The organism is Streptomyces sp. NPDC059788 (genome assembly GCF_042732265.1).
Lineage (GTDB): Bacteria > Actinomycetota > Actinomycetes > Streptomycetales > Streptomycetaceae > Streptomyces.
In genome coordinates this window covers 190,834-204,348 of record NZ_JBHWHY010000008.1, presented here as the reverse complement: position 1 = coordinate 204,348, position 13,515 = coordinate 190,834, and the positions used below count along the sequence as shown (strand labels likewise).

The 13,515-nt window shown below is 69.9% G+C and carries 10 protein-coding genes; 6 read left to right on the top strand and 4 right to left on the bottom strand.

What is annotated here, in order from left to right:
• Nucleotides 1–500: 500 nt before the first annotated feature.
• Both ACFV57_RS10005 and ACFV57_RS10000 read right to left on the bottom strand, forming a co-directional pair.
• Nucleotides 501–1,040, bottom strand: coding sequence for a GNAT family N-acetyltransferase (locus tag ACFV57_RS10005; protein WP_385228039.1), 540 nt, complete (start codon nt 1,038–1,040; stop codon nt 501–503).
• A complete protein-coding gene (locus tag ACFV57_RS10000; RefSeq protein WP_385228036.1) occupies nt 1,037–2,323 on the bottom strand; it encodes an XRE family transcriptional regulator in 1,287 nt (428 codons plus the stop codon). The genes ACFV57_RS10005 and ACFV57_RS10000 overlap by 4 nt, the downstream gene beginning before the upstream one ends.
• Nucleotides 2,324–2,557: 234 nt before the next feature.
• On the opposite strand from ACFV57_RS10000, the gene ACFV57_RS09995 reads away from it, so the two are divergent.
• The 6 genes from ACFV57_RS09995 to ACFV57_RS09970 all read left to right on the top strand — a co-directional run bounded on the left by ACFV57_RS09995 (nt 2,558) and on the right by ACFV57_RS09970 (nt 11,139).
• Nucleotides 2,558–2,992, top strand: coding sequence for an ATP-binding protein (locus ACFV57_RS09995; protein WP_385228033.1), 435 nt, complete (start codon nt 2,558–2,560; stop codon nt 2,990–2,992).
• Between the two features lie 230 nt (nt 2,993–3,222).
• Nucleotides 3,223–3,402 carry an FxLD family lanthipeptide gene (locus tag ACFV57_RS09990; protein WP_385228031.1) on the top strand — a complete coding sequence of 60 codons (180 nt, stop codon included), beginning with the start codon at nt 3,223–3,225 and terminating at the stop codon, nt 3,400–3,402.
• A gap of 218 nt (nt 3,403–3,620) precedes the next feature.
• Nucleotides 3,621–6,572 (top strand): lantibiotic dehydratase, encoded by a 2,952-nt coding sequence (locus ACFV57_RS09985; protein ID WP_385228028.1) that lies wholly within the window; start codon nt 3,621–3,623, stop codon nt 6,570–6,572.
• Nucleotides 6,569–7,837 (top strand): lanthionine synthetase C family protein, encoded by a 1,269-nt coding sequence (locus ACFV57_RS09980; protein WP_385228026.1) that lies wholly within the window; start codon nt 6,569–6,571, stop codon nt 7,835–7,837. The genes ACFV57_RS09985 and ACFV57_RS09980 overlap by 4 nt, the downstream gene beginning before the upstream one ends.
• Nucleotides 7,838–7,857: 20 nt before the next feature.
• Nucleotides 7,858–9,939 (top strand): methyltransferase, FxLD system, encoded by a 2,082-nt coding sequence (fxlM, locus tag ACFV57_RS09975; RefSeq protein WP_385228023.1) that lies wholly within the window; start codon nt 7,858–7,860, stop codon nt 9,937–9,939.
• A gap of 87 nt (nt 9,940–10,026) precedes the next feature.
• On the top strand, nt 10,027–11,139 hold the full coding sequence (locus tag ACFV57_RS09970) for a hypothetical protein (protein WP_385228020.1): 1,113 nt from the start codon (nt 10,027–10,029) through the stop codon (nt 11,137–11,139).
• 82 nt (nt 11,140–11,221) lie between these two features.
• Here ACFV57_RS09970 and ACFV57_RS09965 read toward each other — a convergent pair whose 3' ends face one another.
• Nucleotides 11,222–12,940, bottom strand: a complete 1,719-nt coding sequence (locus ACFV57_RS09965) for a relaxase/mobilization nuclease domain-containing protein (protein ID WP_385228017.1) — start codon at nt 12,938–12,940, stop codon at nt 11,222–11,224.
• Entirely contained in the window at nt 12,940–13,455 is a 516-nt protein-coding gene (gene mobC, locus ACFV57_RS09960) for a plasmid mobilization relaxosome protein MobC (RefSeq protein WP_385228069.1), read from the bottom strand. The genes ACFV57_RS09965 and mobC overlap by 1 nt, the downstream gene beginning before the upstream one ends.
• Nucleotides 13,456–13,515 lie beyond the last annotated feature (60 nt).

The window sequence follows — 13,515 nt, the reverse complement described above, 5'->3', positions numbered from 1 at the left end:
GTCAGCCCACCACCCTGCGCATACCTCATGCAGACGGCATACCGCCGCGACCACCAAATGTCAGCCCCTGAGACATCACGCTTTGAAGGTCAGTAGACCACTTCGAACAAGTCGAGGTCCTCCTCGACGACGGTTACCTGGGCTGGGGCACGACCACCCCGGTCGGGCCCTCCCGCCGCTGAGAAAGCCCCGACTCAGGAATCTTTCGGGGCGGTTCGAACAGTGAGAGTCACTCGTCCGTCCGCATCACCGTCTGTCTGGCGCATCTCCTTTTGCTGCGAGGCCGCCCTGGCCGCAGTGAATCGGGTGCGGGGCCGCAGACATTGCCGGTCGAAGCCGAGTGCAACCGGACAGCAGTAACGGAATTACCGAAGCAGCCGTCCGGAGCGAGGGCGCCGGGTGCTAGGTGATTACCTGGGGCTGCCGGTCACCTGCCCCGCCGGGGCGCCCCATGCGAGCGACCCGGGCAACCATTCACCGGCGTGAATTTGTCCATGACGTCAACGGATAGCGCGGATCATCACGGTAAGCACCGGCGAGGCCGGTGACGGCTGGCTCTCTCCGATGTCCTCATACCCCCATGACCTGTAAAGGGAGTGCACCTTTCCATCGCCGGCAGCCCGGTTGACCATGAGCGTGACGTACGGCTCGTCGCGGTCGGCGAGGAGGGCGTCGTGGATGCGGCGGGCGGTGCCGGTCTTGCGCCAGGCCGGACGGACGCCGATCTCCTTCAGGGCGATGGTCGGGTGCTGGGTGTACTTCTCCGCCGGCTCCGGGCTGGTGCGCTGCCAGTAGCGGTCGCCGCGCTCGATGCTGTTGGCGTAGGCGTAGCCGACCGGTTGCCCGTTCGCGTATGCGAGGACGGCCGTGAACCCCGGCTCGGTGCTGTGCCGGTCCAGGCGCTCGCCGAACGCGGTTACCGCGTAGTTCGGGAGGTGGAGGAGGGGTGCGCGTACCTCGGCGTACACGTCGAGGAGGTCACCGCGGACGGCGTCGAGCGTGTCGAAGGTGCGCAGTTCGGTGGTGGGCGCCGTGGTCATACCGTGGTCCTCCAGGTGGCGACGTGCTCGGTCCAAGTTTGCACGGTGGCGGTGTGCGGTGCGGTGGCGCGCAGAGCGGCGCCGAACTCTTGCAGCATGCGCGCCACTCGGGCGTGCTGGGTAGCGGCGTTGGCGGTGACGGTCATCGCGGTGGCTGTGGCCGCGTCGGCCGCTCCCTGGGCGAGTTGTGCGTGCGCAAGCCTGGTGGTGGCGATGGCTCGGGAGCGCACCATGTGGGGCCGCAGGGCGGACAGGCAGCGATGGGCGTGGTACTCGGCTGCTGGGTAGTCGCCGAGGGCCAGGTATGCCGACAGGGCCAGGGAGTCCAGTTCGGCCTGGTCGTAGAAAGCGAGCATCCACACGGGTCGGTAGTCCGCGGGGTCGGCGCGCAGCATGGCTTCCTGGGCCTGCTCGAACGCCCGGCGGGTGGAGGTTCTGTCCTGCGCTGTGCCGTGGATGGCTCCCTGCCGGGCCAGGCCAAGGGACGCGAACAGGGGATCGCTGCGCGTGAGACTCAGTTTGCGGGCGACGTCGTTGGCGGCGAGCGCGTCGGCGGGCCGGCCCATGTGCCGGTACATCGTTCCCGCGTGGCTCCAGATGCGGAACTTGATCGACTGATCGCAGGACATTTCGGCGAGAGCCTGGGCCTCACGCATGTGGGCCTTCGCGACGTCGTAGCGGCGGCCGTCGATGGCTGCCCACATGGCCGAGGAGCGGAACGCTGCCGCGGAGGCGTAGAGGCGGCCGCGTACACGCTGGGAGGCGCTGCCCGCGTTCTGGAGGTTCAGTGCCTCGTCGGCGAGTGCGGCGGCTTTCTGCTCGGTACCGAGTTGCCCGCCATGGCGGTGGTCGCTGGCGATGATCTCTGCGAAGCGTTTCTGCAGGCGGTCGACATCGCTCATCCCGATCCGGCGCGGCGAAGTGGTGCCCGGAGCGGCTGCCGCTGCGGCGGCTGCCGCAGCGATACCGCCCACGAGGGTACGGCGCTTCATGTCGGGGTCCTCCTGCTGCTGTGGAGCGGTGACGGACGGCGCCCGGCCCCGTGGCACGAACCCTAAAGCGATGGCAGGCAGGCCCGCGACGTCTTCGAGAGCCCTGCGGGCGGCCGACTTGGGCCACTTGACCCGGCCGGCCTTCCAGTCGCGGATCGATGATCCGTCGAGACCACCTGGTCGACCTGTGAGACGTTCGAGGGACCTGTTCACGGCCTCAGCGAGGCTGTTGGAGCTGTAACCGTGTTCGGCCATCCACGCCTCAAGAACGGCGTTGCGCGTGGAGTCCATCCAGGCAAGGTAGCGCCCTCGCCGGTCAGGCCCCAGGTAATCGCCTGGTCAAATCGCCCTAGGCGGTTCTTCCGGTCGACTGCCCCATCGCCCTAACCAGCGGGGCTCCGATCGATGTTGTCTAGGTGTTGGTCGCCCGGCAGCACCGCTCGGGCGGCTGTTGCCGGCTTGGTCCGCGCCCCATGCGTAAGGGAAGCGGCCCGGGCGCCGAGACAACGCGAGGGCTCTACCCCAATGACGAGTCTCAGTGAGCGGGAACACAGCAGCACCGCCAACCGTGCCATCTATAGCCAGACAGTCCCATGCGAGCCGTCCACAGCTGAGGCCGGGCGCCAGCTCGTCCAATCCGTTCTCGGCCTGTGGCAGCTCGACAGCCTCGCCTACAGCGCCGCGCTGATCGTCACCGAACTGATCGCGAACGCGGCGAGGCACACCTCGTGCCAGGAAATCCGGCTCACCGTCGGCTGGCCGAGTGCGGCGCGGGTGCGTATCGGGGTGCTCGACCGAGAACCATCGCGACTGCCTGTTTGCGGCCGGGCCGAGGATGACGCCGGCCTGGTTCTCATCGATGCTGTGGCCGATCGCTGGAGCTACGACCTCTGCGGCTCGGGTCGCTGTCCGTGGGGCAAAGAGGTCTGGGCCGAGCTCTCTGCCAAGGGGGAGCAATGAGGTCCCATGCGTTTGCCCATTTGCTGGGGCAGCGGTCAGTGCCGGCCTGATCAGGCTCCCTGCTCACGATCTTCCGGCGTGAGGCCAGCGCCCGTGAGCGCCGTCACCTCTTGCCGGACTTCCAGGAGCCGACCGAGAGGCCGGCTCCTGGCAAACCTCCGTGTGCTGACACCCGGAGGCGACTGGCAACGCAACCCCGACACCACTACTCACATGAGGAGTCAGAAGAAATGACACGAAACACCGTGATGGCCAGCCACACCCAGGTACGGCCGCAGCCGCCGGAGGCGTCCGACGGCTTCGACCTGGACGTCTCCCTCGTCGAGGTCGCCGATCCGGCGGGGCTGGTCAACCTGACCGACGACAACTGCGGGTCCACCTGCGGCGCCTGCACCACGAACGTCGCCTGAGCTGCCCCAGCTCTGTCCGCCCTGGTGCCGTCGCGTCTCGGCGCGGCGGCACCGGCCGCCCGTCCCCTCTCCTATGGAGGCAATCGGTGGTTGCTCCGCCCGCAGCGTTTCGAACCGGTTCTACCGCTCTCGTGCGCGCCGTGGCCCGGCCTTCGCTGCCGGTGCCTGCTTGCCCTGACCTCGACGACTGCTCGCCCCGCGGTTCGTCCGCCTGTGTGATGTGGTTGCGCACCGTCTGGGCGGACAAGGACGTGGCTGAGGCACTCCAGCACGCCAGCCCGGTCCTGGCCGCGCGGGTATGGTCCTTGTGCATGGCAGAGCCTCCTGCCTCACGGGACGTGCGGCGCACGGCGCTGTCCGTAGCCCGTTATCTGCTGCGGGCCCAGCACCGGGCGACGCCCTTCGGCCTGTTCGCCGGTGTGACCACCGCGGAGTTCGGGACGCAGGCACGTGCGGCCTGGGGAGACCTGCACATGGTGCTTGGCCGCGCGGGGGCAGAGTGGCTGTCCGCCGTGATCGAACGGCTGGAGTCGTGCCCGGACCTTCTCGAACGGCTGACCGTCGTCGCCAACAGCACCGCGACAAGTCGGGGAGACCGGGTCATCGTGCCGTTCCAGTCCGATGTCCAGGGCGACCGGAGACGCGCGGTCGAGACATCTTTGGCCCTGACCGAACCAGTTCGCGCGGTCCTCGCCGCGGCCCGGACGCCGATCCCCTGCGGCACCCTCGCGGACAAGCTCCGGGCGGAGTTTCCCGAGGCCGGAATGGAGAAGACGCGCCGCCTGCTGACAGAGCTGATCCAGCGGCGGGTGCTGATCACGAACCTGCACGCGCCGAGCACCGAGACCGACGCCCTCGGGCACCTGCTCAGACAGCTCGATGCGAGCGACGCCGGAAGCCTCGCCCCGGTCGCGGAGATGGTGCATGAGCTGCGCGCGATCCGAGTGGACCTGGAGGAATGCGCCACGCGCGGCGGCCGGGAAAGCGTCGCGGCGCGGATGCGGGCTCTCGTGCCCGGCCTGCGCCGTCACCCCATCGCTCACGACCTACGACTGGATGCGCAGATCGTGCTGCCGGAGGAAGTGGCCAGGGAGATCGAACGTGCCGCTTCCGTCTTGACGCGGGTGTGCGCCCGCCCGTACGGGACCGCCGAGTGGAACGCGTATCACCAGCGCTTCTACGAGCGGTACGGCATCGGCACCATGGTGCCGCTCACGGAGGCTGTGGCGGACAGCGGCACCGGCTACCCTGACGGCTACCCGGGCACCCCTGCCGGCGTACGTCGGCCTCGTGTCTCCACTCGGGACGATGCCCTCGTTCGCCTGGCGCAGGCCGCCGTGCTCGATGGCCGCGACGAGGTGGTCCTCACCGATGACCTGATCGCCACCCTGGACGTGGGGCCCGATGACCCCCGGTTACCGCCGCACCTGGAGGTAGGGGTGCGGGTGCACGCGGCCAGCCTGGGGCAGTTGCAGCGCGGACAGTTCCGGTTGGAGGTCGTGAGCGTGTCTCGCGGGGCGGGCGTCTCGTCAGGCCGGTTCCTCGACGTGCTGTCCCCCGCCAGCCGTAAGGCCCTCACCACAGAGCTGGCTGACCTCCCGGCTGCGGACAACAACACCGTGCCCGCCCAGCTCTCCTTCCCGCCGCTGCTCCCGGAAAGTGCTCACGTCACCCGCGCCCCGCAAGTCCTGCCCACCGTGATCAGCCTCCAGGAGCACCGCGGCCCGAAGGACACCATCCTCACTCCGGAGGATCTGGCCGTCGGGTGTGACGGCCGCCGCATGTATCTCGCCGCCCCCGAGCGCGGCCACCGCGTGGAGGCCGTCGGGATGCACGCGCTGAACCTTCGCACGCACACTCCACCGCTGGTGCGGTTCCTCACCGAGCTCTCCCGCGCCCAGTGCGCACAGGTCACCGTGTTCGACTGGGGCGCCGCCGCAGCGATGCCGTTCCTGCCGCGGCTGCGGTACGGGCGTACGGTGCTGGCCCCGGCACGCTGGCGGCTGGAGGCGTCCGAACTGCCCGGCCGCACTGGCCCCCGGGCCCGGTGGGACACCGCCCTCACCGACTGGCGCGCCCGGCGGCGGCTGCCTCGCCGCGTGCTTCTCATCGAGGACGACCGGCACCTGTTCCTCGACCTTGACGAGGCCGGCCACCGGGCGATCCTGCGCCAGCACCTCGACTGTACGCACCTGGCTGTGCTCGTCGAGGCCCCGGAACCGGAGGCTTACGGCTGGTGCGGCGGTCGAGCTCACGAGGTTGTAGTACCCCTCAAGGCGTCCCGTCCCCCGGCGTGGCCGCCACTGCCCGTTCCCACTCAAGCTCGCGCTCTGTCTCCGGTCCAGGTGCAGACTCCTGCCACCTCCGCGGTGCTGCTTGCCGCCCTGTACGGAGACTCCCGCCGCCAGGACACTCTGCTCTCCCAGCACCTCCCTGGCCTCCTCGAACAGCTCGGCGATCCACCGTGGTGGTTCATCCGTTTCCGCGACCCGGACCAGCACCTCCGCCTGCGCATCGCCCTCCCGGACCCCGAAGCCTTTACCCGGACTGCCCGCACCGTGAGCGCCTGGGCCGACGAACTGCGCAGCGCCGGCCTGCTGGCCGAGCTGCGCTACCCCACCTCCTACCGGGAAATGGGTCGGTGGGGCTCCGGCGCTGCATGGGAGAGGGCCGAGGACGTGTTCCAAGCGGACTCGCGCGCCGTCAGGGCCCAGCTTGCGCAACCGGAGCGCCCAGGTCAGCGCGCGCTGGTAGCAGCCCATACCGTCGCCATCGCCTCCGCATTTCTCGGCAGTACCGAAGCCGCGATGCGCTGGCTGACCGACCACATCCCCTCGACAGCCCCCGCACCCGTTCCGCGCCCGCAGTTCGCCGAGGCCGTACGGCTCGCCAACCCGTTCGACGACTGGGCCGCGCTACGCGAGGCCCGGGGCGGGGAGGCCATCGTGTCGGGATGGGCAGACCGTGATGCGGCGCTCGCCGCGTACCGGATGCATCTGCCGGGCCCGGACACCCGGGGCATCGTCATCGACGACGTTCTCACCTCCCTCCTGCACGTCCACTTCGTGCGGCACGTCGCGGTGAACTTCCCCGAGGAAGAGGTGTGCCTCTACCTGGCGCGTGCCACCGCCCTGGCCTGGACCGCCCGCACTAACGGGAGGCCGTCGTGACTGACCACCCCACACTCGCTCTTGCTGACGCCATCGCCACTCAACTTGCCGACCCCGGTATGGGGCCTCTCGTCCCTCAGGAACACCGGCAGCACCTCGCCTACGGGCCGCCCGGCATCGCGCTCCTGCACATCGAGCGAGCCGCAAGCGGCCTCGGACCCTGGCAGCGCGCCCACGACTGGCTCGCCGCCGCCTCCCGTCAGCCGGTCACCAGCGGCCCCGACAGCCACCCCTTCTACGGGGCACCTGCCTTCGCCCACGCCCTGGCATGCGCCGCCGACCACCTGCCCAGCGCCTACCAGCGTGCCCTGGACACGATGGACCGACAGGTTAGGGCCGACGCCCGGCGTCGTCTCGGCGCTGCACACCGCCGCATCGACGCCGGACGTCTGCCGAAGCTCGCCGAGTTCGACACCATCCGGGGCCTTACCGGGTATGGCGCCTACCTCCTGCGCCGCGACCCCGGCGACTCCACCCTGCGCGCCGTCCTCGACTACTGCGTTCGTCTCACCGAACCGATCACCCACCACGACGAAACCCTGCCGGGCTGGTGGACCGATACCAGCCCCTCGGGCAGCCCGGATGATCACCGTTTCCCCGGCGGGCACGCCAACAGCGGCATCGCACACGGCATCGGGGGAGTGCTCGCACTCCTGGCCCTCGCCGCCCGGAACGGCACCGTCACCGATCACCACCACACGGCACTGCGCACCATCCTGGCGTGGCTGGACCGCTGGCAGCAGAAGGCGGGCTGCGGAACAGCTTGGCCTTACTGGGTCACCCGGACCGAACTGCGTACCGGCCGTCTCAACCCGTCCACGCCCCGGCGGCCGTCCTGGTGCTACGGCACCGTCGGCCTCGCTCGCGCCCAGCAACTCGCCGCGCTCGCCCTCGGCGACACCGGCCGCCAGGTCGATGCGGAAAACGCGCTCGTGGCCGCCCTCACCGAGCCGAACCAGCTCAAAGCCACGACGGGCCCCGGGCTGTGCCACGGGTTCGCCGGCCTCGCCCACGTCACCGCCTGTGTGGCCCAAGACGCCCATCATTCGACCACGATGCGGCTCCGCGCCGCGATCCCGGCGCTCCTGAACGCGATCACTCCGCCGGGCACCGCCCCCGAACCCATGGCCACCGGACTCGTCCGGTATGCGGAACCGGGCCCAGGTCTACTCGACGGCGCCGCCGGCATCGCCCTGGCCCTGCTCGCGCCCAGCGCCGCCGCACCACCCCATACCGCCTGGGACGCCTGCCTGCTCACCGCCTGATCACCGACCGAAGGACATCCGTGCCCCCTGACCGCTGGCAGCAGCACAACATCACTTTCACCGACCGCGCGGACGCCAGGCGCGTCATCGTCGAACGACTTGGCCCCGCCTTGATCACGGCCGAGGCCGAGGAACAGATCACCGGCTGGTGGTTCATGAACAAGCAGCCCTGGCCGCTGCGGTACCTCGCCGATCAGCCCTCTCCGGTCATCGAGTCGCTGCTGACCGATCTCACTGATGACGGGACGGTCGAGTCGTGGCGGCCCGGTACCTACGAGCCCGAGACCGACGCGTTCGGCGGCCCGGACGCCATGGACACCGCCCACGACCTGTTCCACAGCGACTCCCGCCACCTGCTCACCTACCAGCCGAGCCCGGATCACCTGGGACGCCGGGAGACCACCGTCCTGCTGGCGAGCGCCATGATGCGCAGTGCCGGGCTCGACTGGTTCGAGCAGGGAGACGTATGGGCGAAGATCGCCGCCCTCCGGCCGGCCACCAGCCCTCTACCCCCCGAACGGAACGCCGAGCTGACCCTGGCCGTACGAAAGCTCATGACAGCCGACGCCCACGGCCTCTGCCACCCGGACGGACCGCTCCACGCGCACGACGCATGGGTGGCCGCCTTCGAACGGGCGGGAACCACGCTCGCCGGCCTCGCACGCCGCGGCGTGCTCACCCGCGGCCTGCGAGCAGTCATCGCCCACCACGTGATCTTCCACGCCAACCGCGCCGGTCTTCTCCGGGACGACCAGAGCACGCTGTCCCACATCGCACGAGAGGTAGTCATGGGAACGAGTGACCACACCGCGTCGCCCGGCAAGGCAACGACCGACGCCGATAGCGTCAAGGCGGTGAACACCGACACGATCGACACCCCCACGGCGGACGCTGCGCGCCTCCGCAACGCCCTGGTCGACCAGCTCCGAGCCGACGGACACGCTTATACGCCCGCCGTCGAAACGGCGTTGCGAACCGTGCCGCGTCACGTGTTCGTACCCGACGCGTCGCTCGAAGACGCCTACGCCAACGCGCCGGTGCACATCAAGTACGACACCGACGGCACGTCGATCTCCTGCGCCTCCCAGCCGGGCGTGGTCGCCCTCATGCTGGACCAACTCGACGTCCGGCCCGGCCAGCACGTCCTCGAACTCGGTGCCGGCACCGGATACAACGCCGGTCTGCTCGCCCACCTGGTCGGCGCAAGTGGACACGTGATCACCCTCGATGTCGACGACGACCTCGTGGAGGGGGCCCGTGCGCACCTCGCCGCCGTCGGCATCAGCAACGCCGGGGCCGTGACCCGCGACGGGGCCCTGGGCTACGCGGAAGGAGCGCCGTACGACCGCATCATCGCCACCGTCGGCGCGCACGGCCTGCCGCACGCTTGGCTGCAACAGCTCGCCCCCGGCGGCAGGCTCCTCGTACCCCAGCGCCTCAAGGGCACGGTCTCCCGCTCCATCGCCTACGAACAGCAAGACGGCCGGTGGGCCTCCCTCAGCAGCCAGATGAACACCTTCATGCCGCTCAGGCGCGGCATCGCCGACGATGACCGCCGACCCATCCCACTCAGCACAGACGGCACCGTCCGGCTCCAGGCCCCCGCCGGTCAGAGCATCGACGCCGGAGCTCTGACCGGTGTCCTCGACCAGCCGCGCATCGAGGAATGGACCGGCATGACGGTCCGCGCCATGGAGTCGCCCGAGTGGATGGAACTGTTCGTCACCTGCGCCCTCCCCTCCGGCCTGATTCGGATGCTGTTTCCGCAGACCGCCAAGGGCACCCTGCTCACCGAAGACCCCTACCCCTCATCGACGGCGGCCGTCGACAAGCGCGCCGTCTCCTACCTCGCCCGGCGCCTGTCGCAGGAAAAGACCCCCGAAGGCGACACACTCTGGGAGTTCGGGGTCATCGGCCACGGACCCGGCAGCGACGAGCTCGCCGCGAAGGTCGCCGCAGCCATCCGCACGTGGGACCAGGAGTACCGCGGCCGCGAGGCCACCTTCGAGATCCAGCCCCTCGATGCCCCCGCGATCGAACAGCGTCCCGGCCTCTTCGCTCTCGACACCCCACTGAACCGCATCGTCGTCGACTGGAACTGACGCCCACGCGCAGGTGACGGTGCCCACCAGCACACGTTGGCGGGCACCGTCGTCTCAACCAGCCCTCACTCACCACCCGGGGGATACATGGACCCGCACGGACCAGTAGCCCAGCGCTTCCCTATCGTCGCCCGATTCCGGCCCGCCTGCCTGCCGCTGCCCCAGCGCGTGCACGCGCTCGTCGACCTGGCCGACACCGCGGTGAAGAAGAACGATCAAGGAATCGCCTCGGCCGTCTACAACCAGGCGGCGCTCCTCGCCTCCGACCTCGGCCTCCCCGACCTCGCCCGCGAGATGTGCCACCAGCACGCCGGTGCCTACCTGCACGCCTGTCCCCTCCCCAGCACCAGCGCGATCCGAGGACTGGAACCGATCGTCAACCTCGCCCGCCTCCAGATCCGCGCCGGCCGTACGGACGAGGGCCGTCAGCGACTGCTCGACCTCTACGAGGCGGTCGAGACGGGCACAGACGCCCGGTACGAAGGCATCGAAGTACCGACGGACCTCACCTCGACCGACAAGGACTGCCGCGAGGTCGGCGCATGGCTGTGGCGCGTGCTCCTCGCCGACGGCACCCGCGCCCTCACCACCGAGGGACGTTGGCCCGAGGCCCTGGCACACATCGAAGCCCACCGAGGAGTGGGCAAGCGAATGCTCGATGGGCGCCAAGTCGCCGTACTGGCCTCCCTCGTCACGGGTGACACGGCCGCAGCCACTGTTCTGCTCGGCGACACGATGCCCGGCGAATCGTGGGAGCAGGCCGTTACGGCCTGTCTCGTCGTCCTGTGCCGTCGTTTGGCTGGGCAGCCGGCCGACGGCCACTTGGCGGAGCTGGCAGCCACCTATCTGGAGCGGCAGGCCGAACCTGGAATGACCGTTTTCGACATCCGGCTCGGCCTTACGGTCCTTGACGCGATCGGCATCGCCGATTCGCCCTTGGCGCACCGCCTCGTCGATGACCTCTACCAGCGGATGATGGCCGCTGAAGACGGCTATGCGGCACGTGAGAACCTGGCGCATCCCCTATTCAGCGAGATCGCCACGGAGGGGCAAAGGCAGGGCTGTCGTGCGCTGGTGCGCGCCTGCGCCTTGGGGACAGGGACACTCTCGGACCGGCTGCGAGAAGAACTGACGGCAGCGGTGCGCGCCAGCGACAACGTGATCAGGGAGAGCCTTGCCTGCCTCTCTGATCCTGCATGACCCGCTGCAAAGGGAGCACAGACCCGACGAGCAGATTGAAGTGCCAGAGCTGGTTGCCCCCAGGGCGTCCACAGGCTCGTGATCAGCGCCGTGGTGCGCGCGGCGACTGCGGAGGCAGGATGGCAGCTGCTTCGTGAACCGGAGCGTTGAGGCGCTGCGCTGTGCCTTCGGCCGTTGCTGCGCTGCGGGCCTTTGCCACGAGAGCTCGGTGACTGGGGCCGGTCCGCTGGGTGAGGCGGTGGATGCGCCAGGTGAGGGTGCGGGCCGGTGAGCGGGCGTCGTCGAGTGTGCGTTGGTCGGCGGCCTGCTGGAGGAGCGTGGCGGGCTGGTGTCCGGTTGTTTCGGCGTCGGCGAGGGCGGTGGCCAGGGCGTGCCAGCCGGGGTCGTCGAGGATTCGCTGGGCGTGGGCGGGAGCGGTCTCGTGGATCAGGGTGGTGAACCGTTCGAGCGTGGGGGTTGAGGGTTTGCGGTGGGCGAGGGCGGCCAATGGGGTAGCGGCGGCTTGGTCGTAGGCGGTCTGGAGGTGGAGGTGGGTCTGATGGGCGGCTGTGGCCTGCTGGTCGTGGTGGCGCAGGTGGTGCCAGCGGGTGGCAGCAAGGGCGACGAAGAGTGCGGCGTCGAGGAGCATGGCCAGGGCGGCGCCGTCCTTGGGGGCGGGTTCGCGCAGCATGGCGCGGACGGCGCCGCGTAGGACGCGGGCGTGGTGGTGTTCGGCCTGGGTGCGGGAGCGGGTGGCGCGCTCGAATGAGGTTGCGGCTTGGCGGAGCTGGGGTCGCAGGTTCTGGGGTGCGAGGAGGGGGAGGGCGTCGAGGGCTTCTCCGAAGGCGGCCAGGTGGGCTTGGGCGGCTTCGTCGTCGGCTTGGTCGAGGAGCTGGGGGATGCGCTCGGCAGCGGTGATGGCCTGGTGCCACGGGCTGGGCCTGTCCCGGCCAGTGCGGGGTTGGGGTGCGGTGCCTTCGAGGCGTTGTTTGATTTTGGGTAGGGACAGGTCGGGGGCGAGCTTGGAGCCGGAGTGCCAGATCGGCTCGCCGGCCGCGTTGGTGTAGCCCTTGAGGGCGAGCTTGTAGCCGCGTAGGTCGCCGGAGGGGAAGCGCTGGGTCTCGACGAGCACGTTGTCGGTGGCCGTGAGGATGCCGAGGAACTCTTCGGTGCTGGTGGCGACCGATACCGCGGTGCGGGCGGTGGTGCGCAGGCGCTCGCGCGCGGTCGTCGCATGGCCGCTGCGGCGGGCCTCTTCCTGTTCGGCGCGGGTGGGGCGCTTGGCGGCGGTGCGGTCACCGCGTACGACCTGGCGGAGGCCGTACTCCTTCTCGATGGCGGCGAGTGCTTTGTCGGCGGTCAGGTAGTCGTTCCAGTGGCGGGCGGGCCGGAGGTCGCCGCGGACGGTGGTGGCGGCGATGTGGATGTGGTCGTCGGCGTGGCGTACGGCGGCCCAGCGGCAGCCGTCCGGGTCTCCGTTGGGTGCGATGCCGGTGGCGGCCACGATGCGGCGGGCGATGGTGGCCCACTCGGTGTCGCTGAGGGTGCGGTCTTCGGGGGCTGCTCGGATCGAGCAGTGCCACACGTGCTGCTTCGGTGCGCGGCCGAGGCGGCGGGCTTGCTTGAGGTGCAGGTCGAGATCCGCCGCGAGCAGCTTCCTTGTGGCGGTGGCGGTGGCGTTGTCGGTGCGGCCGGGGTCAGGAGCGAAGCCGTCCCAGGAGGCGACCAGGTGCGGGTCGGTGTGCTCGTTGGCCCGGCCGGGCCCGTAGAGGTAACGGATGAGGCCGGCGGTGTCCTTACCGCTGCTGATCTTGGCGATCATCAGGCCGCCCTCTGAGCCACAGCCTCGTTTGCCGCTGCCGCGATGTGGCGGACCGCGGTGGCGGCTGCGGTCAGGGTGCGCTCGGCCTGGGCCAGGCCAGCGGTATCCCCAGCGTGTGGATCGCCGCCGGAGTTGAACTTCTTGGCGATCTGGTTGACGTTGTGGCCGATCCTGGCGACCTGCTGGCGCAGAGCGTTGAGCTCGTCGATGTAGTCGTCGAGCGGGGTGCGCTGTCCCGGCAGGCCGAGTTCGCCATGGATGTGGGCCATGACGATGGCGCCGACGTAGTGGGCGGCGGCGATGTTCAGCGTCCTGGCCTCGGCGAGGATCTCGCCCTTCTCATCGACGCTGTAGCGCACATCGACGCGCTCTGTGCGCTGCACTCTTTCGCGCTTGCGACGGCGGGCGACGCGATGCACGGCGGCAGCGTCGGCGGCACGCGGCAGCGGCACAGCGCTGGTGGCGGCGGGCTGTTCCTCCTCGGGCACCCCCTGGTGCCCGGGCCCCTCCGCCACCCCCGGGGCGGAGGCTTCGTTGGACCGGCCCTTGGACGGTCCAACGCCATACCTTGCTGC

Bases quoted from the DNA above. Each gene is read 5' to 3' on its own strand.
- ACFV57_RS10005 (WP_385228039.1), bottom strand. From the start codon at position 1,040: ATGACCACGGCGCCCACCACCGAACTGCGCACCTTCGACACGCTCGAC.
- ACFV57_RS10000 (WP_385228036.1), bottom strand. From the start codon at position 2,323: ATGGACTCCACGCGCAACGCCGTTCTTGAGGCGTGGATGGCCGAACAC.
- ACFV57_RS09995 (WP_385228033.1), top strand. From the start codon at position 2,558: ATGACGAGTCTCAGTGAGCGGGAACACAGCAGCACCGCCAACCGTGCC.
- ACFV57_RS09990 (WP_385228031.1), top strand. From the start codon at position 3,223: ATGACACGAAACACCGTGATGGCCAGCCACACCCAGGTACGGCCGCAG.
- ACFV57_RS09985 (WP_385228028.1), top strand. From the start codon at position 3,621: ATGTGGTTGCGCACCGTCTGGGCGGACAAGGACGTGGCTGAGGCACTC.
- ACFV57_RS09970 (WP_385228020.1), top strand. From the start codon at position 10,027: ATGGACCCGCACGGACCAGTAGCCCAGCGCTTCCCTATCGTCGCCCGA.
- ACFV57_RS09965 (WP_385228017.1), bottom strand. From the start codon at position 12,940: ATGATCGCCAAGATCAGCAGCGGTAAGGACACCGCCGGCCTCATCCGT.